Origin of the sequence: Staphylococcus sp. GDY8P57P (assembly GCF_017892585.1) — a bacterium.
Classification (GTDB): domain Bacteria; phylum Bacillota; class Bacilli; order Staphylococcales; family Staphylococcaceae; genus Staphylococcus; species Staphylococcus borealis.
The window spans coordinates 37,933-55,959 of record NZ_JAESLK010000016.1 but is presented as its reverse complement, the minus strand read 5'-3'; the positions used below and the strand labels follow the sequence as shown (position 1 = coordinate 55,959).

General features: G+C 34.5%; 19 protein-coding genes. 5 read left to right on the top strand and 14 right to left on the bottom strand.

Annotation, left to right across the window (positions count from 1 at the left end; translation table 11 throughout):
- Positions 1 to 5 precede the first annotated feature (5 nt).
- Positions 6 to 395 (bottom strand): NUDIX hydrolase, encoded by a 390-nt coding sequence (locus KA878_RS04805; RefSeq protein WP_075109147.1) that lies wholly within the window; start codon positions 393 to 395, stop codon positions 6 to 8.
- Positions 396 to 522: 127 nt separating this feature from the next.
- Here KA878_RS04805 and KA878_RS04800 point away from each other — a divergent pair, with 127 nt between their 5' ends.
- Positions 523 to 801, top strand: coding sequence for a hypothetical protein (locus KA878_RS04800; RefSeq protein ID WP_053030234.1), 279 nt, complete (start codon positions 523 to 525; stop codon positions 799 to 801).
- Between the two features lie 156 nt (positions 802 to 957).
- On the opposite strand, the gene KA878_RS04795 is transcribed toward KA878_RS04800, so the two are convergent.
- From KA878_RS04795 to KA878_RS04785, 3 genes are all read right to left on the bottom strand, one after another.
- Positions 958 to 1,947 carry a LysM peptidoglycan-binding domain-containing protein gene (locus tag KA878_RS04795; RefSeq protein WP_193839761.1) on the bottom strand — a complete coding sequence of 330 codons (990 nt, stop codon included), beginning with the start codon at positions 1,945 to 1,947 and terminating at the stop codon, positions 958 to 960.
- A gap of 422 nt (positions 1,948 to 2,369) precedes the next feature.
- A complete protein-coding gene (locus KA878_RS04790; protein ID WP_053030238.1) occupies positions 2,370 to 3,515 on the bottom strand; it encodes a bifunctional cystathionine gamma-lyase/homocysteine desulfhydrase in 1,146 nt (381 codons plus the stop codon).
- 5 nt (positions 3,516 to 3,520) lie between these two features.
- Complete coding sequence (locus KA878_RS04785) at positions 3,521 to 4,417, bottom strand: PLP-dependent cysteine synthase family protein (protein WP_075109159.1); 897 nt, start codon at positions 4,415 to 4,417, stop codon at positions 3,521 to 3,523.
- A gap of 281 nt (positions 4,418 to 4,698) precedes the next feature.
- On the opposite strand from KA878_RS04785, the gene KA878_RS04780 reads away from it, so the two are divergent.
- Together KA878_RS04780 and KA878_RS04775 are read left to right on the top strand one after the other, a co-directional pair.
- The gene (locus KA878_RS04780) at positions 4,699 to 5,229 is read left to right on the top strand and encodes a pentapeptide repeat-containing protein (RefSeq protein ID WP_075109145.1); all 531 of its coding nucleotides are present in this window, start codon (positions 4,699 to 4,701) and stop codon (positions 5,227 to 5,229) included.
- Positions 5,230 to 5,356: 127 nt separating this feature from the next.
- On the top strand, positions 5,357 to 5,896 hold the full coding sequence (locus KA878_RS04775; RefSeq protein WP_075109144.1) for a hypothetical protein: 540 nt from the start codon (positions 5,357 to 5,359) through the stop codon (positions 5,894 to 5,896).
- Between the two features lie 53 nt (positions 5,897 to 5,949).
- On the opposite strand, the gene KA878_RS04770 is transcribed toward KA878_RS04775, so the two are convergent.
- The 9 genes from KA878_RS04770 to KA878_RS04730 form a co-directional block, all read right to left on the bottom strand.
- On the bottom strand, positions 5,950 to 7,278 hold the full coding sequence (locus KA878_RS04770) for a sodium-dependent transporter (protein WP_075108928.1): 1,329 nt from the start codon (positions 7,276 to 7,278) through the stop codon (positions 5,950 to 5,952).
- 646 nt (positions 7,279 to 7,924) lie between these two features.
- Positions 7,925 to 8,173 (bottom strand): hypothetical protein, encoded by a 249-nt coding sequence (locus tag KA878_RS04765; RefSeq protein ID WP_053030242.1) that lies wholly within the window; start codon positions 8,171 to 8,173, stop codon positions 7,925 to 7,927.
- Between the two features lie 14 nt (positions 8,174 to 8,187).
- Positions 8,188 to 8,919 carry an alpha/beta hydrolase gene (locus KA878_RS04760; RefSeq protein ID WP_193839762.1) on the bottom strand — a complete coding sequence of 244 codons (732 nt, stop codon included), beginning with the start codon at positions 8,917 to 8,919 and terminating at the stop codon, positions 8,188 to 8,190.
- Between the two features lie 67 nt (positions 8,920 to 8,986).
- On the bottom strand, positions 8,987 to 9,844 hold the full coding sequence (locus KA878_RS04755; RefSeq protein ID WP_193839763.1) for a patatin-like phospholipase family protein: 858 nt from the start codon (positions 9,842 to 9,844) through the stop codon (positions 8,987 to 8,989).
- A 32-nt stretch (positions 9,845 to 9,876) separates the two neighbouring features.
- A complete protein-coding gene (locus KA878_RS04750; RefSeq protein ID WP_193839764.1) occupies positions 9,877 to 10,566 on the bottom strand; it encodes a phosphatase PAP2 family protein in 690 nt (229 codons plus the stop codon).
- Between the two features lie 60 nt (positions 10,567 to 10,626).
- Positions 10,627 to 11,319, bottom strand: coding sequence for a GNAT family N-acetyltransferase (locus tag KA878_RS04745; RefSeq protein WP_193839765.1), 693 nt, complete (start codon positions 11,317 to 11,319; stop codon positions 10,627 to 10,629).
- A 201-nt stretch (positions 11,320 to 11,520) separates the two neighbouring features.
- Positions 11,521 to 11,883 carry a Na-translocating system protein MpsC family protein gene (locus tag KA878_RS04740; RefSeq protein ID WP_011276808.1) on the bottom strand — a complete coding sequence of 121 codons (363 nt, stop codon included), beginning with the start codon at positions 11,881 to 11,883 and terminating at the stop codon, positions 11,521 to 11,523.
- A 69-nt stretch (positions 11,884 to 11,952) separates the two neighbouring features.
- Positions 11,953 to 14,523 (bottom strand): DUF2309 domain-containing protein, encoded by a 2,571-nt coding sequence (locus KA878_RS04735; RefSeq protein ID WP_193839766.1) that lies wholly within the window; start codon positions 14,521 to 14,523, stop codon positions 11,953 to 11,955.
- 15 nt (positions 14,524 to 14,538) lie between these two features.
- Positions 14,539 to 16,038 carry an NADH dehydrogenase subunit 5 gene (locus KA878_RS04730; protein ID WP_193839767.1) on the bottom strand — a complete coding sequence of 500 codons (1,500 nt, stop codon included), beginning with the start codon at positions 16,036 to 16,038 and terminating at the stop codon, positions 14,539 to 14,541.
- A gap of 519 nt (positions 16,039 to 16,557) precedes the next feature.
- Between KA878_RS04730 and KA878_RS14635 the strand changes: the two genes are divergently transcribed.
- Entirely contained in the window at positions 16,558 to 16,620 is a 63-nt protein-coding gene (locus tag KA878_RS14635) for an alpha family phenol-soluble modulin (RefSeq protein ID WP_089046351.1), read from the top strand.
- A 540-nt stretch (positions 16,621 to 17,160) separates the two neighbouring features.
- Positions 17,161 to 17,589 (top strand): GNAT family N-acetyltransferase, encoded by a 429-nt coding sequence (locus KA878_RS04720; RefSeq protein WP_193839768.1) that lies wholly within the window; start codon positions 17,161 to 17,163, stop codon positions 17,587 to 17,589.
- A 6-nt stretch (positions 17,590 to 17,595) separates the two neighbouring features.
- Here the strand turns inward: KA878_RS04720 and KA878_RS04715 are convergent, their stop codons facing one another.
- Complete coding sequence (locus KA878_RS04715) at positions 17,596 to 18,027, bottom strand: GNAT family N-acetyltransferase (RefSeq protein ID WP_193839769.1); 432 nt, start codon at positions 18,025 to 18,027, stop codon at positions 17,596 to 17,598.

Here is an 18,027-nt window from a genome sequence, read left to right as displayed (position 1 = left end):
TCTCCCTACTTTCTCTCTGAAAAGGTCTCAATCCATTTTACAACAGCTGGTGCGATTAAGGTTGTATCAGATTTATCGAACCAACGAATATCTGTAATTTCATTATCAATTTCCACACTATCCCAATCAATTTTCTGTTGAACTTTAAATCCATTTAGCTCCGTTAACGTGTTCTTTTGTGGGTAAGCATCCCCAACAACTGTACCTAAATATGTAAAGTCACTTTGTTCAAACGCCAATTGTAATTCCTCTTTAACTTCTCGTTGTATCGCTTCTAATTGCGTTTCACCCGCATCAATTTTACCACCCGGGAAATAATATTTTTCTCTATTTCTTACTTGCACTAATAAGATTTGGTCATCTGTTTCTTCCACTAAACAAACACATTTGATCATACCTGCACACCTTTTCTATTAAATGTTTTGTACTTCAAAAATATATGTTAATTTAGTATGATGTTAACATATATTAATATACTAAATGTCCGTTTAGTGACATTTTGATATTCGGAGGGTATTATTCATGGCAAAGAAATCAAAATTAACACGCGTTTCAAATTTAGTAAGCACTGCAGGCTTTATCGTTGATGGTTACAACGGTATTAAATTTGATGCAAAAAATAAAAACCTAGTTTATTTATCTTTAGGCCTAAGTACAGTGGGTACACTTTTAGATTTCGTAGTATCAATGAAATCTCCTTACAAATTCCGTAAGTTATTTTCATTCGTTTCATTCATTATTAATGTTACACGCTTAGCTTCAAGTTTCAGAAAAGTTAAAGAAGATTATCAATTTCAATAAAATAAAAGGACTGGGTCAGAATTCTTATTGAATTCGTCTTCCCAGCCCTGCAAGGATGACTTGAGTTGAGAAACGCTTCATTTAAGCGCCTTCTCAATTCAGTCAACTACTGCAAATTGGCTACATAGCCAAATTATTATTTTTGTTTCAAGCTTTCTAATGAATGAATTTATAATTACGTACTTGGTACGCAGGAATTGTACGATATGTTAGAACCCCTGGACCAGCACTAAAGTTCATTTCTGAAACTAAAATACTACCATTACTATTTACGCGCTCTACAAAAGCCACATGGCCGTAATAACCAGCATCTGATTGTGCAATTGAACCTACTGTTGGATTGCTATCAATGCGATATCCATCTCTAGCTGCCGCATTATCCCAATTATTAGCATTCCACCAATACGTACTGATTCCTTTTCCAATAGCAGCACGACGATTGAATACATGCCAAGTACATTGTCCCCAGTCATATAAGTTACTATGGTTAAATACTGGTGATGAATAGTAAGTTGATTGCGTTGAACGTGTTGTATACGTGTTTGAAGAAGCTGAACCACTCACTCTTAATGTTTGACCAGGATAAATAAAGAAATTATTCAATCCATTTAATTTCATAATATGTTGATATGTTGTACCATATCGGCTAGCAATAGATGACAGTGAGTCACCATAACGTACTGTATAAGTGCTTGATGATGCACCTGAATTTGAATTATAACTTGATTGAGAATTAGAGCTAGCAGAACCTGATACTTTTAATTGTTGACCAGGGAAAATTAAAAAACTATTTAATCCATTTAAATTCATAATATGACGATATGTTGTACCATATCGGCTAGCAATAGATGATAAACTATCCCCTGCTCTCACAGTATATGTACTACTTGAATTACCGTAATTTGAACGACTTGAATAATTAGAAGATCCTGATACTTTTAATACTTGGTTTGGAAAAATAAGATTTGATGATAAGCCATTTAATGATTTTAATTTAGATACAGTGATACCATAATGGTTTGAAATAGACCATAAAGATTCACCACTTCGAACTGTGTGCGTTGTTGATGCTTCAGCTTGATGAGCAAATAGTGTACTAAGTGCTCCTGTCCCTAATACTGCTGTTGCTAGAATTTTTTTATTCATACAAAGCGCCTCCTTAATCTTATGCTTGTTCATTGGGTTACTCACCACTTATTTCTAGTTGTACTAGACACTTATCTGTATTAAATCTTTATTACATACTTCTTTCTTTTATCCGTTCAAGTAGTGTACTTATACTAAATTAATACAATTTAGCATGATATTCCATTTCATTTTGATTACATGTCTATGAATTTTTTGTGCACTACTATAAAATTTCAAATAATATCCTTAGAAATATAATTTACTTTTCATAAGTGTATAACACATTTTCACCGATTAATGTATCGTGTTTGATATAAAAATTACAGGAGTAGGACAGAATTCTTTATGAATTCTGTCCTACTCCTGTATAAATGACTAAAAACTGAAAATGAATACAAGAATGATTTTCACTTTAGTTACTATGAATTTGTATTTAATAGTTATTCCAAAGTATCGATGGCTTGTTTTAAATCTTCAACTAAATCTTCAGTATCTTCAATACCGATTGATAAACGTACGAGTCCATCAGTGATACCTTCTTTAGCACGTACATCAGCAGGGATAGACGCATGTGTCATTAAAGCAGGCACTGAAATTAAGCTTTCAACTGCGCCTAAACTTTCAGCTAATGTGAAGTAATGTGTTTCACGAATAAGTTGTTTGGCTGCTTCTGTATCTTTTACTTCAAACGCTACGACACCAGTGTGACCGCTAGCTTGAGAAGCATGAATATCATGATTTAAATGGTCTTTAATACTTGGATGGAAGACTTGTTGAACGGCTGGATGATTTTGTAACATTTCAACAATCGCTTCAACGTTACGATTAATTTGTTCCATGCGTAAGCCTAATGTTTTAATACCACGGACTAATAGGTAACTGTCTTGTGGTCCAAGCACACCACCTGTTGAATTTGAAATAAATGCTAAACGTTCACCAAGTTCGTCATCTGCAGTAGCAACTAAGCCAGCTACTACATCACTGTGGCCACCAATGTATTTAGTAGCTGAGTGTAATACAATATCAATGCCGAAATCTAATGGATTTTGATAATAAGGTGTCATAAATGTATTATCTACTACTGAAATTAAATTATTTTCTTTTGCAATTTCTGCAGTACGTTTAATATCCGTTACACGTAGTAATGGGTTAGATGGTGTTTCAACATATAACATTTTAGTTTCTGGTTTAATATAGTCCTTCACATTTTCGATATGTGTTGTATCTACGAAATCAACATCGATGCCATAACGCGTAAACACTTTAGTTAAGGCACGGTAAGTTCCACCATATACATCAGAATTTAAAATAAGGTGGTCGCCCTTATCTAATAACATAATAACCGCACTAATGGCTGCCATGCCTGAACCAAAAGCAAAACCATGTTTCCCATTTTCTAAATTAGCAATCACACTTTCAATAGCACTACGTGTTGGATTAGCGGTACGAGAGTATTCATACCCTTGTCTCAAGTCGCCAATGTCATCTTGTAAATACGTGCTTGTTTGATAAATTGGTGTTGTTACTGCACCTGTAAAATCATCTGTTGTATGTCCACCGTGAATCATTTGTGTTTTTTTCTTCATAATCATTATTCTCCTTTGTAATCAAATATTTTCTTCGACATATAACGATCGCTTCCATCTGGAAAAATGGTCACAATAACGCCTTTATCGATTTTATTTTTAATGTCTAAAGCACCTTGTAGCGCAGCTCCTGATGAACTACCTACTAACAATCCTTCTTGTTGCGCTAAGCGTTTCACATTCTCAAAGCCATCGTTATCACTCACTGTAATAATGTGATCAACTAAGCTACGTTCCAAAAAGATCGGCCATTTCTCTGAACCAATACCTTCAATATCGTGTGCATGTGCTTCGCCACCATTCAATATTGAGCCTTCGGGTTCAACAATCACATTCTTTACATTGTATTGTTTAAGATGCTGTGCAACACCTGTAAATGTGCCTCCCGAACCAACACCAGCAACAAAGTAGTCAATGTTTGGTAAAGCATCTGTCAATTGTTTCCCTAATGTATGGGTGTATGCAGCTGGATTGTGCTCAGTTTCAAATTGATTCATATATACCGCTTCGAAATCTCGAGCATAACGTCTTGCTTCAGTTTGCGCACCAATCATTCCTTGCGCTTTCGGTGTACGTTTAATATCAGCGCCTAATGCACGCATGATGGATATCTTCTCCTCCGAAAAACCTTCCGGCGCAAAAATAACACAATTTAAATGATATCGATTAGCAGCAATTGCAAGTCCTATTCCTGTATTACCTGCCGTAGCTTCAACAATTGTATCGCCAGATGACACACGACCTTCTTTTATAGCTGTTTCAACAAGATATTTACCTAGTCGATCTTTCACGCTGCCACCCGGATTAAATTGCTCTAATTTTGCATATATCTGAACATTTTCATCGCTGAAACTTTCCAGTAATACTAATGGTGTTTGTCCTATTAAGTCAAATGCAATCATATTAATCATCTAAAGCGCTTTATTCGCTTTGACTCAACCTACCTTCTGTTTAAAATATTCATGATTCCCAATACTGTTTTATAAATTCTTACTCAATCACTATGAATTATACGATAATCTTAAGATTTATGCAAAACTACAAATTTTAAAATTTCCTATGTAATCATACATGTACTCGTATCTCAATAACTATCGTTCAACTTAATACTCGTGTTACGATAATAACGATGCAAAAGCAATAACTGATGATTTATATGAATCATACTTAAAGGAGAATCATAATGACATCAAAAGCCGATTTATCTTTATCTGTGTTCACTAATGAACAGTTTAAAAGTAAAAAATATACTCATAGTACCTTCCGAAACGCGATGTATGACGATTTAGAAGTCAATAAAAGTTATTTTAAAAATTGCGACTTCTCAGAAGGTATATTTAAAAATGTCCATTCCGTAGTTAATACTAAGTTAATTAATTGTGATTTTAGCAGTAGTATTTTTGTGAATATTAATTGCTTTAAGACACTAATGCGTAAAGTGAATTACAGTGTAACTACTTTCGATAATAGTGAATTCAACGCATTAACGATAGAACATACGACCTTCAAAGACTGTAGCCTACGTAACGTTACTTTCAAGGATGTTGTTTTAAAGAAAGTAGTCTTTGAAAATGTAGCATTAGATTTATGCCAACTAGATAGCGTAAAAATTAAAGATTGCATTTTTAAAAATGTTTCAATTAATAATTCTGCAATTTCTGAGAAAGTCATGAAAGAATTACGTAAACAAGACGTTCATTTTGAAAATATGTAACCTTGAGCAGTTACACCTATACACTTCCTAACTTATCAATGATCTCCTTAACGTTCTAAAACATATGTTTCAAATAAAACTATTAAAGGAATAATCATTAAAGTATTTCAAAGGGAGGGAATGATTAATGGCTACTCATGAAAATGATCACTATAAAGCATTTGAACAGAGTCAACTTCATCGTGACGATTTAATGGATTTAAGCGACTTACAACAACGAGTTGATACATTCAATACAAAAAATAATAACTCAGAATTAAAACAACATATTGATACTGAACTAACAAAATGGAAAGAATATGTAAGAGATCACTATAAGCCTGAAGCACCAGCAGAACAATCACGATTGTCAAATATTGCTGATAAAGTTCAAAGTGATATCAATACAGCTTTTGAATACAATGATGGCGCAAAAATATTTGCGTTTTTAGAAGCTTCGTATCAAAGAAGTAAAGAGGACTTAACCTACGGACGGACGTTAATTCTCTTTTCCGAAAAGGATACAATAAAACGGGCACTCACATTCTTTGATTCTGAGGAAGATAATCGTGAACTTGCCGACTTTATTATTTCTAAAAATATTGAGATTGGCAAAGAAATAATGTCTAAAGATTATATAACGTTATTAGAAATTGAGCGCGACTTTATCAATGCTCGTTTCAAGTAAAAAATAAGAGGTTAGCCACATGTATGTGGCTAACCTCTATTTTAATATATTTCTTAGAATAACTGCACGATAAACACAAGTATGATAACGACTGGCATGATAAATTTAATTAAAAAATACCAAGGTGCAAAGAATTTGAACTTGTCGCGTCCGAAACTTTCTTTTAAGGCATCTTTATCCAACAATTGACCCACTACTAGCGTTGTTCCAAGCGCACCTAATGGCATTAAAATATTTGATACGACAAAATCCATATTATCAAAAATTGTTCCTGCGCCAAACTTAATATCGCTTAAACTACTAAACGATAAAGTCGCTGGAATACTAATCATTAATATCAGTATACTTGCGATAAACGCTACAGATTTACGTTTAGAATTATCATTTTTAGTAAAGTTTGATACGTTTAATTCTAATAATGAAATAGATGATGTTAATGCTGCAAATAAGAATAAGATTAAGAATAGGAAGTAAAACGTAACACCAAAGCCCATTTGATTAAACACTAAAGGTAATACTTTAAATAATAAGCCTGGACCTTCTTGAGGTTCATAGCCAAATGTCTTCAAAGCTGGGAATATAGCTAAGCCAGCTAGTACGGATACTAAAATATTCATAATCACAATTGAAATTGCTGATGACTTAATAGTCATTTCTTTAGGCGCGTAACTAGCGTAAGTAATCATTCCCGTTGTTCCCAACGATAATGTAAAGAATGATTGCCCTAACGCAAATAAAATACCTTCCATAGAAATATCTTCTAAACGTGGTTGTAAAATATAGCGAACACCGTCTACCGCACCGTCTAAAGTTAAAGATTTCACCACAACTATAATTAGAAAAATAAATAACAACGGCATCATCACTTTTGATGCTTTTTCTAATCCTTTTTCAACGCCTAACATTACGATAATCATCGTTAAAAAGATAAAAATCCCTTGGCCCAAAACGGTTAACCATGGATTACTAATAATTGCTTCAAAATTAATGCTGGTTAAAGATGTCTTCTCGATAGATAACATTTGTAATATCACGTTACCGATATAAATAATGATCCATCCACCTATAACACTATAAAAACCAAATAATATAAATACTGCTAAATTACCATTCCACCCAATAATATTTAGCCACTTCTTACCAGTTAACTTGCTATATATTTGAGTAGTGTAAGTTCTCCCCATCTTACCTACTGTAAATTCCATAATTAATAGTGGTAAGCCTACAAATATAGTAAATATTAAGAATAGTAGTAGAAAAGCACCTCCACCATAGATGCCTGCCATGTACGGAAATTTCCACATTGCGCCCAAGCCAATCGCCGATCCCGCACTCGCTAAAATAAATCCAGTTGATGTCTTCCATTGTGATTCTTTGCTCAATCGTTCCACTCCCTTTAGCGCGTTAAAGCGTTTATGCACTTAAGTAATACTGTAACATGTCTTGCTTATAAGTGCAATATACATAGTTTTTTTATTTTTTTAAATTTATAGTAAAATTTAACTAATCCTAATGACGAACGAAGGCGTATAACGACATTGCTTCACAAAAGATTAGCGCTAATTATTGGAAAGGTATAGAAGTTATAGGTGGTTATATTGTGTTGAGGATGAGGGATTCAGGTTTACGTCCCCATTTAACATTCAAGGCGGTTCAGTGTTTGTACCTTATCAACATATTCGGGACGTTATGTTATTCATCGTCCCTAATGGTATCAAAATAATTGATAAAGACCACAATATATATCAATGCGTGTGTTCATGAAAGAAAAAATAGGCTGGGACAAAAATAATATAATGAAGCTATTTTGCAAATTCGCAGTAACTGACTGAACTGAGAAGGCGCTTAATTCAAGCTTTTCTCCATAAAAAATCACGAAAGTGATTTTACAAGCTAAGCATGCTGGGGACCGGCAATGAATTTATTTTATTTCTAATTTTCTCCATTAATAAAATGATTTGTATCCAGACAATGTTTATTTAGTATTTCAAAATATATACTACTTATATTATGCGATTAATGAATAGATTAATCTTCAAAATCGTACATCACTTCTTGTCCGTCCACGACTTCTTGAATGCTTAAACTTTCAATATGATCAATGTTAATATAATGCGATTGTTGGCCCGTTTTTAAAAATAAATAAGCCAGTTCATCAAATTCATCAATAAGACGTTGTACGCATGTATCATGATCAGGGCCATTTTGAAATGTTTTAAATTCAGTATAATTTTTACCAGACGTCGTTATGTATGTTAATAAAAATGTACGTTTCATTCTTTACACTCCATTTAGTTAGTCATAAAAAATGCTGCAATTTGTGATTCTACTTTATCACTACCCTCACCATGTGTCATAAGGTGTTTACATAAAGGGTGAGGTGTTAAATCTTTATCTGCACTACTAATATGTTCATAAATATAATGTGCGCTATCTTGATAAGATTGTTCATCTTTTTCTCCATAAAGAATGCTTGCCGGTGTTGTAATATCGCCTAAATGAGCAGTAATATTTGAAATAAAATCTTTAAATACACGAACGCTAGCGCGATAGTCTTCTATATAATTTAGCTGCGCCTGTGCGGCATCACCATCTACATTCATTAACTCATTCATGCGTTGACCGTAACGTTCCATACGCCATACAATACCCGCTTCTTCCTTTTCACTTGGTGCGGACATGACTGCAATTTTGGCAACATCTACCGTTTCAGCTAATTTTAAAGTGAATAGACCGCCTAAAGATACGCCAGTTGCATAAATTGTGTCATACCCTGCATCTCTTAGGAATTGATAACCATCAAGGACATCATTCCACCAATCATGAACAGTATATTGTGTAAACTGGTCGAGTGGTAACCCATGCCCTTTGTAATTAGGTGCGTAACATGTGTAACCTTCATTATTAAGTGTCTGTGCTAATGGTTTAATATCACGAATTGTACCAGTAAATGAATGCAGCAATAATACTGCTTCTTCACGTGTCCCTTGTAAATGAATGGGGCGTGGTGATTTTACTTTCATTCTTAATCTCTCCTTATTTTAAAAATAAACACATGATGACATTGCGCGTAGTCTTAAATGTGAAAAATCATTCAACCCACTCGCTAAATTCCATATGAATGCGTTGTGCGAGGGATTTGCCTTGCTCATACCCCGCATTCCCTATTTTTAAGATGTTATTAGGATCATAAATGTTATCTCCAATTTCTACTCTACTCTTACTATCTGGACTTATCACTAGAACATGGCTATGTTCACGCAATCGTTTAGCATCATCAAATGCCCCCGGTATCATACCTAAGCCATCCGCTAACGGTGCCAATATAATGATACTATCAGCACCTTCTGCTAACATTGCGTTAGTAGGAGAAACCATGCCCCCATCAATCCAGTCACGATGATTCAAATGTATATGCGGCCAAATACCCGGTACTGCGCCACTTGCTGTCACAGCTTCTTCAAGTGTTACATCGCTATGTGAATGAAATGTAGTAACTTCACCTGTTTTAGCATTCATAGCGGTAATTTCCAAATTATCGTGCCACCCTACATCTCCTAAACGCTGTCGTATGGCTTGCTTACGTTTAGATAAATCGACACGAGAGGGTCTCGTATATATAATGTCTCCCATCATTTGCCCTACTTTTACAGCATCATCACGACCTACAATAAAGGCATTCTGCCATAAACGATAAATATCTGAAGAAACCGTCGCCCGATCACTATCATCTCTGCGCTCATTTAATTCATAGTAATATGTGCGCATATCATCACCATTCGCCAGTACTGCACCTACAAATGATCCTGCTGATGTGCCAATGATTCTATCTGCTAAATCTAAACTCACACCACTTTCAATCAATCCAGCTAAGACGCCTGATTCCCATGCAATCCCTGTAATACCGCCACCACCAAGAACTAAAGTACATGCTTTATCTTTTGGCATTGCCATCTCCCCTTTGTTAAAAAGATGTTGTCCTATTCATTATTATTAGATTTATGACGAAGATTAAGGTTAAACAGTGGTAGTATCATTAAAAACAATGCTATCCACACTATAGCTAATGTCACACCTCCAACTACATCCGTTATATAATGCGCATGAAAATATAGTCGGCAACACAATACACCTATCCATACGATAATGGTTATAATACTGGCTATAATCTTGATAGCTTTAAACTTGATTAGTGGAATTAAGATAATGAATAACATTAACGCTAATAGCGTACTCGCATTAGAATGGCCACTTGGAAAGGAATAACCATGATCTCGCATCAAATGATTATATGGACGTGGTCTTTCAATTAGCTCTTTAATCAAATAATTTAATAACGTACCACTGGATACCGTTAAAAGCATCCAAATAGCTAGCTTAAAATGTTTAAATAATAAAATGATAGCTAAAAATAACGTGATATAGATAACAGATTTTACTTCTCCTATTTCAGCACAAAACGTCATAAAATTATGCCAAATGCCGTCACCAAATCTGCGTTTTGGTTCACCAAAGTAATCGGTTAGCCAATGTAATGATCCTTTATCGATATATTGAACCATTAATGTATCACGACTGACATTTATTGCTACAATAATAAAAATAATTAACCCAATCATGAACATAGGTACCGTCGTCATAGGTGATATTTCTCTTTTTTGTTTCCTCATACGTTCATCAGTCCCTAATTTCATTGTTTTCTGTAATTCGCATTCATTTAAATCACTTCATTAAAAGTCATTTAAATGTTTAATTTGTTGTCCATCCTTATTGAAATTAGACGGTGCAAGCCAATGTTCGAATCTTAGTTTCACATCTGGCCACTCGCTATCTAACATTGAGAAACAAGCCGTATCGCGATTACGACCTTTACAAATATTAGAATGTCTAAATAACCCTTCGTATGTAAAGCCAAATCGTTGTGCAGCATGCTTAGAAGGCGCATTTAAATTATCACATTTCCATTCATATCGTCTGTAACCTAGTTGTTCAAATACATATTTTGCTAACAAATATTGAACTTCTGTAGCTACACGTGTTTGCTGTAATTGATTAGAATAAATGATATTGCCCACTTCTATCGATCCTTGTTCTGGATTTATGCGCATTAATGCCACAATACCTAGAGGTTTGTACTGCACCTTATCTATAATCGTAAAGAAATATTTATCTTCACTATCAATCAGTTGGTTAATGTATTGTTCAAATTCCGACTTAGAATCAAAAGGGCCTTCATAAAGGTACGTCCAAATATGTCTTGATTCAACATCACATAGCACATCATACAAATCATCTGTGTGATGACTATTCAACTTTGCTAAGCTGCCATAATGCCCTTCTAATAATTGTTTATTAGGAAAAGGCGGCGTCACAAAATCATCTAATGCTTCTCCAATGGGTTGCTTAAATTCATTTACGCGCATCACTTTCAACTCCTAGATTACCTTTGTGTAAATTGTACACTAAACCACTAAAATAATCTCTTAATTAGAAATTATAAAATATAAATGAATCATGCATCCATTAACCTTCCTATAAATAAAAAGTACCCTGAAGGTCAGTTTCTATTGCTGACTAGATAGGGTACTTTTCTAAATTTATATTACAATGCTTGTTGTTGAATATTAAAGTTGCTTTTCCAAATTAGTATCTAGTTTAAATACAATCACACGTTCACCTGTAATCGTACTTAAATCACTATGGAAACTACTTACACTAACCCCAGTAATATCTAAGATTAATTGCATCAAATCATCTTGACCGGATTCCACCAGTTCTGAACGCGTACGTTTAATGTTAAGTAAACCTTCTTGCGTTTTACATACTCTATACTCGGCTGGTGTTAATACGCCTTGCAAATTGACGATAATCATATCGCGTAATATATCCGTTTTTACTGAGAGTGAGCCACGTCCGAGAAAGTCCTTTTCCCATTGCGTAATTGCTTTACTAATTTCTGCCTCATAAGCACCTTTAGATTTAGCCATGATTAATCTTTTATCTCCTATTGATTGATTAACCTTATTTTATCATTTTTTTCGGAAAAACCGAACTCCCTACCAGTCTTTCCAGCTATCGTTCTCATCAATACTAGCCAAACGTACCCAGTGATTATCCACTTTCTGCTTGAACTTAACATTATTCTCAAGTAAGTCTTTGATATATTGATCCGGCGCTTGAATAACGACCAGTAATCGAATTGGAGAATGATAAATCTTGTTATCCGCTGCCATAACTGATTGCCAAGGCAACCCGGCAAGTAAATCACTTGAATTCCCTTGCATGACACCGACACCAGACGTAACAGATTGCGTCGTTTTATTTCCGCTTCCGTAAAAATGCGGCGCAACCGTCGATGCGTAATATTGTAAATTAATCCATTGGGCTACTAGCGCTGGTCCTGAAATAATTGTGTTTAATAATTGTCCATCAGCATCTTTCTTCCAATCATAATTATGTAAGAAAGCACGCCCTTCTAAATCAGTGCCTGCAGTAATACTACGTTGGCCAATAATAAATTCCGCATTACGTGCTAAGCCCCATTCTGGACGAATCTCACTCCAGTCATTCGCAAAGCGATGTGCTTCTGCCACTGGGTCTTTTAAATGTTCTTGATCTAAGCCAGGAAGATTTGCTAGACGTTCAGAATTTGCCTTATAACTTACACGCGGCATAGCTTCATTTAACATATCCAATGCATGTTGTGCTTCTGTCGTTAATTCAGGCATATAAATATATTCTAAGTCATCGATAGACGTCTTGTGCTCTGCAGCCACAAAGACCGTTGAATCTGGAATCACTATACCTTCACTTTTTAAAGCTTTACGAACGTGAGGCAAGTTGCACATCATTGCTAATAATTTAGCATTAAAGCCACTTGATGCACCGCCACAAGCACCACATTCTAGCGAGGCATGGTACGGATTATTATTAGACACACTTCCATGACCCCCTAATACAATTAAAGGGGCAAAGTTCGTCGTTAAATCCATCAATTGTAATGCTTGTCTTGTAAAGGCAACTTGTTCTTCTTCTGTGAAACCGATTGGTAAATCACTATAAACTTCATGTTCACGGTCTATTGTTAGTTTAGCTTCAGGTTTCTTCAACCAATTCTTGGTAAAATTACGAACAAAATGCCCTGTCTTCTTCGGCATCAATGTACTCGCAATCGTATTCAAACTTAAAAATGGTCCACTTAATTCCGGTAATAGTAAACTTGGTAAAACATTATGTTTCATCAATTTAAATGTATAGAACATAGACGTAACCGAATGTTGCTGTTGATTATACGTATTTAGAGCATGACGATCCGCGTACTCTTTAATGGCATAAGCCGGCGATACCATAACAGGCAATGAATTATGTGTAAATTGTTCATCTAGCACTTCTTTTCTAATTGGAAGTCCAAAGAAACCTGCAATGCCGATTGTTTCAAATGGTCCTTCACTTTCTAAATGACGACGAAATGGTTCAGAACGCACATCAATACAAAAGGCTAATTGAACTTGTGTTTCTTGTTTAACTGGTTTAACAGATTTATCATATATCGCTTCCACTAACTCACGTTCATGCGTTTCTTCCCATGCTTCAAGCCATAATTTTTTGAAATAAAGCGGGTTAAAATCATGTGCAAATCTTAAATGTTCTAACTGATCTTCAATAGACATCGATGCCCAATCATCAATAGACATTTCTCCATAATATAACCACTTACTTACCAATTCTTTAATTCGTCTTTCCACATTTAAGACTGCCGGGCGACTCATTTTTTCAGTATCTAATAAAATACATTCCATCGTTAATCGTATAGCAAGATACTGTGTTAATAAGTCCGCTTCATGCTCATGTTGTTCGGCACGATAATACATCATTCCAGCCCAACCTGGTAACGATAAGAAATGTCCTGTTAAATAAGACTCTCGTTCATCTTCCGCTATATCTAAATGGTTCAATGCCATAATTAAAGCTTCTCTATAATCTTGAGGTAATGTTTTAACCATTTTACGTTGTGTCTTACTCAACATGGGATCGTGCTGTGCGAGATGCAACCAAGAGATATAAAATCCTTTTTCTCTTTTCGGCATTGTCCAACTTGATTGGAAGTTATCCAAATATAATTTAGACCACTTAATAATATGTGTATTCAGTTCATCCATTAAAGATTCGCCTTTAGCATTAAACGCATTCGCACTTTTTGAACGTGCGTATTTAAAAGGTTCATCTTCAAATACACGTTTAAGCTTAGAAACTTCAATCTTTAAATAGGCTTCTTTAGTTATTAGGTTTGTAGGCACATCCTTAATGCGCATTGCGTTCTTACAATAAGTATCAATATGTGATTTTGGCACTGATGTATCGTAAGCTTTAATAGCTTGTTGAACGTCTGCTTCTACGAGTGTTTGATCTATCTCTCCATTTTCCAAAGCAGTCATCACCGATGCATGACTTGGGTACAAATCTATATCGCGAACATGTTTAAACCATTGAGCAACTTGATCAAACGTTTCATGTTCCATTTCCTCCCACGGATTACGTGCAGCAAAGATAGAGATCGGAGATAGTGGTGTAATCACACGACGTGCCGCTTTGACTGTGTCCTCTATGTTAAATTTAGTTATAGTCATGTTTGATGCCACCTCTTATAAATATTTTTTTAAATAATTCGGATGACTTTCAACCGATTTAAATTTTGCTTCCCCAATTTTCACAAGCCATAAATATACTTTAGCAAAAGCTGTTGACGAACGACGACGTGCTACCCAAATGCTAAAGATACTACCTAATACTAGAATGGCAATACAAATGACCACGCTAATGAATGGTGGGTGTGGCGCAACCATATATACATTACTTAAAATATTGACAAATACGTCATGGGTCACAACATAAACAAGCGCTACAATGATGAGCATTGCTATGCCAATCATCCTACCCATCATTCCTCTATTTAGCGCAACCATCTGATTCCACGATACAGATAACGACCATGCTAAAATAAATGCACTAATTAATGTATAAGGTGTGTGCGAACTTGTTAAAAAGAAAATAACTGCAATAACAATTGCTAATGTTCTCCCTAACACTGTCCAAGCATAAGAACGTTTAACATTAGGTGGTGTTGGGATATTAAAACGTTTAACAATTGATCCTGATTGTAAGAATAGCGTTGCTTTGAAGACGCCATGTAAAATCAAGTGAATAATCGCAGCAGAATAAACACCTAACGCACATTGTACAAGCATAAAACCCATTTGGCTCATTGTTGAACCTACAAGCTGTCTTTTATAATCAACATGCACCAAGCTAATTCCTGAACCGATAAGTACAGAAATACTTGAAATAATAAGTAATAACGTTAAGGCAATACTATTATCAAACACAGGTGAAAAACGCGTTAAAATGATGCCACCTGCATTTACAATACCAGCATGCATAATTGCAGAAACAGGTGTGGGTGCTACAACAGATTCAATTAACCAGCTTTGGAATGGATACTGTGCTGCTGGAATAATAACTGCAATAACGAGTAATAAATCTACAATTAATTTCAGTCCATAACTCATTGCAACATCATAATCTTGTGATGGGTCGATAACCCAATCGCCTGTACCAATATAAAATACAACGACAGCTAAAAGTAATGCTACCCAACCAATGATAAATGATCGTGCTGAAACCTTTGCTGCTTCAGCTGGTACTTTCCATGAACGATTGAGTCGAATCAGTTGCGTTAAACAAAATAATGTCAATCCCCAACAAATAACCATTAAACGTAAATCATTACTTAGCCAACCTACAGACGCAAATACCGTTGTAAATGTGTATAACGGGAAGTATTTACGATAATTACGATCACCTAATAAGTAACGTGTAGAGAATTTTTGAATTATAAACCCTAAAGCGAGTACAAAGGCACCTACTAACCAAGCTAATTTGTCTAGCGCAAAGATGCCTACGATATCTCTGCCATTAATAGTGATTAAGCCAATTACTCCTACAATGACAGGTAATAGAAGTAAAGTTAAATGTAAACGTATGTATTTTACAGGAACCGATGGCACTAAAAAAATCAAGCCACTTAACACTGCAATGACAAGCGTTACGAAAAATAATGTTAGTAAAAAACCTGAACTTAACATTGCCGCTCCTCCATGTCTTCAATCTATTTCATTAAAAAAGTTCCCTTATACTATAAACAATATAAGAAAAAACCTACAATAGTCTAGTTTTATCCTTAGATATCAGATATTTACTAACTATTGTAGGTTTCTATGAGAACTCATTTACTTAATATGTATAAATGCTCTTTCAAGCTACCTTATATGTATCATCAACCATATGTCTCATCCTTCAATTGAACAATGAATACTGCGTACCCTTGCACAACTGCTTGATAAAGACCTATGTAAAAATTCAGCACAATACATACAATATAAAAAATTATTGCTAAAAAGTCAATCTATTAACGTATTCGAAGGGTATTTCGTTTATCCAATATTATTATCGACCTTTAATCATTCAGATAGGCATGATTTATCGTTACTAATTGTCTGAAATCTAACGAATACGAAACGCTTTCATTGAGTTAGGAACTATCGCCCACAGATATTCAAAGTCACGTTATACTTTATTTAACATTTAATAAGGAGGTACTCAAAATGGGAATCATTTCTGGTATTATTGAACTTGTTAAATTCATCATCGACTTAACTAAAAAATAAGTCTCGCATAACGCACATAAACATTCCATAAAAAGAGTGAAATCATTAGATTTCACTCTTTTTATGCGTTAATAAACAAAACGCTCAATCTCTATATGGATAAAGATTGAACGTCAGTGGATAAAATGAATTTATTTTGTTTAACTATAAAGTAACATATTTTAACAGTCATGCATGTAACAATTTTGTGAAACCGCTTAAAAATATTTTAAAAAACCTCTTATAATTATTGATTTAATTAATATTTAGTGAATTTTTCTTAATAATATGTTCATTTCAGAACAATACACGTAAATTTAGGGTAATAGTGAATCAAATACTAGAGATGTACATCATCAGATATGTTGTGATTAATACATAATCAGATCATCTTCATTGACTATCGCAATCACCGTTTATGATGACGAACGAATCGAATTCGTATCTTTAGACAAGGGGGAGTGGGGCAGAATTCTTTCTAAATTTGTCGTCCCAGACTATAGCATTAATACCTTTATCACTTTGATATAACCTATTAAACATTTAAAGTTGGTGTCTACTATGATTGAACATTTAAAAAAGAAAAATCGCAAAACAATAAAAGTATTAGGCAATATTTGGCTTAATGCAAATTTAGATACACATACCTTTATTGATAGTTTTTATTGGATAGACAACTATACTACTGTACTTGATGCTCTTAAGTATGCTGAGGTTTACGTTTATAAAAATGGTAAGGACATTGTCGCATTTTGCGGGCTTAATAACACTTACATAGCCGGCTTGTTTGTAAAAGAAGAATTTCGAGACCAAGGGATTGGGCATGCACTCATTAAGCATTTACAATCTGAATATGATTATTTATCTTTAAAAGTATTTGAAGAAAACCATCGCGCCGTTCATTTTTATACGGATTTAGGTTTCATAAAAATCGACGCCAATATTGATAAAACAAACCATAATGAATTATTAATGGCATGGAAGAAGTAAAACCATTTACAATTTAAGATGCACGATTGGATAATCCCTACCTTGTCCATCCTTTGCAGATTCATCATATTTTATGAATCCGTTCTTGCGATAAAATGCCAAGGCACCGGGGTTATCTTTGTTTACATCCACATACCGAACATTATGGTCTCGAATTAGACTTTGAAGTATTGCCGTGCCATATCCTTGTTTAAAATACTTAGGATCTAAAAATAACATTTCTAAATTTGAATCATGAGTCCCGGAAAAGCCAATGATGTCGTTCCCGTCGAACCATAAATATGCTTCAACATATGGGAAGTATGTTGGTATTTCCTTTTTAAGTTGTATTCTATCCTTCTCTTTTAAAAAATCATGTGTAGCTATAACTGAACGTTCCCAAATGGCTAATGCCTTAGAATAATTTTCTCCTTGAAGCTTCATTTTATTTAATTTCAT

Excerpts from the sequence above, each read along its gene's own strand:
- KA878_RS04805 (WP_075109147.1), bottom strand. The coding sequence starts at position 395 with ATGATCAAATGTGTTTGTTTAGTGGAAGAAACAGATGACCAAATCTTA.
- KA878_RS04800 (WP_053030234.1), top strand. The coding sequence starts at position 523 with ATGGCAAAGAAATCAAAATTAACACGCGTTTCAAATTTAGTAAGCACT.
- KA878_RS04795 (WP_193839761.1), bottom strand. The coding sequence starts at position 1,947 with ATGAATAAAAAAATTCTAGCAACAGCAGTATTAGGGACAGGAGCACTT.
- KA878_RS04790 (WP_053030238.1), bottom strand. The coding sequence starts at position 3,515 with ATGAAGAAAAAAACACAAATGATTCACGGTGGACATACAACAGATGAT.
- KA878_RS04785 (WP_075109159.1), bottom strand. The coding sequence starts at position 4,417 with ATGATTGCATTTGACTTAATAGGACAAACACCATTAGTATTACTGGAA.
- KA878_RS04780 (WP_075109145.1), top strand. The coding sequence starts at position 4,699 with ATGACATCAAAAGCCGATTTATCTTTATCTGTGTTCACTAATGAACAG.
- KA878_RS04775 (WP_075109144.1), top strand. The coding sequence starts at position 5,357 with ATGGCTACTCATGAAAATGATCACTATAAAGCATTTGAACAGAGTCAA.
- KA878_RS04765 (WP_053030242.1), bottom strand. The coding sequence starts at position 8,173 with ATGAAACGTACATTTTTATTAACATACATAACGACGTCTGGTAAAAAT.
- KA878_RS04760 (WP_193839762.1), bottom strand. The coding sequence starts at position 8,919 with ATGAAAGTAAAATCACCACGCCCCATTCATTTACAAGGGACACGTGAA.
- KA878_RS04755 (WP_193839763.1), bottom strand. The coding sequence starts at position 9,844 with ATGCCAAAAGATAAAGCATGTACTTTAGTTCTTGGTGGTGGCGGTATT.
- KA878_RS04750 (WP_193839764.1), bottom strand. The coding sequence starts at position 10,566 with ATGAGGAAACAAAAAAGAGAAATATCACCTATGACGACGGTACCTATG.
- KA878_RS04745 (WP_193839765.1), bottom strand. The coding sequence starts at position 11,319 with ATGCGCGTAAATGAATTTAAGCAACCCATTGGAGAAGCATTAGATGAT.
- KA878_RS04740 (WP_011276808.1), bottom strand. The coding sequence starts at position 11,883 with ATGGCTAAATCTAAAGGTGCTTATGAGGCAGAAATTAGTAAAGCAATT.
- KA878_RS04735 (WP_193839766.1), bottom strand. The coding sequence starts at position 14,523 with ATGACTATAACTAAATTTAACATAGAGGACACAGTCAAAGCGGCACGT.
- KA878_RS04730 (WP_193839767.1), bottom strand. The coding sequence starts at position 16,038 with ATGTTAAGTTCAGGTTTTTTACTAACATTATTTTTCGTAACGCTTGTC.
- KA878_RS04720 (WP_193839768.1), top strand. The coding sequence starts at position 17,161 with ATGATTGAACATTTAAAAAAGAAAAATCGCAAAACAATAAAAGTATTA.
- KA878_RS04715 (WP_193839769.1), bottom strand. The coding sequence starts at position 18,027 with ATGAAATTAAATAAAATGAAGCTTCAAGGAGAAAATTATTCTAAGGCA.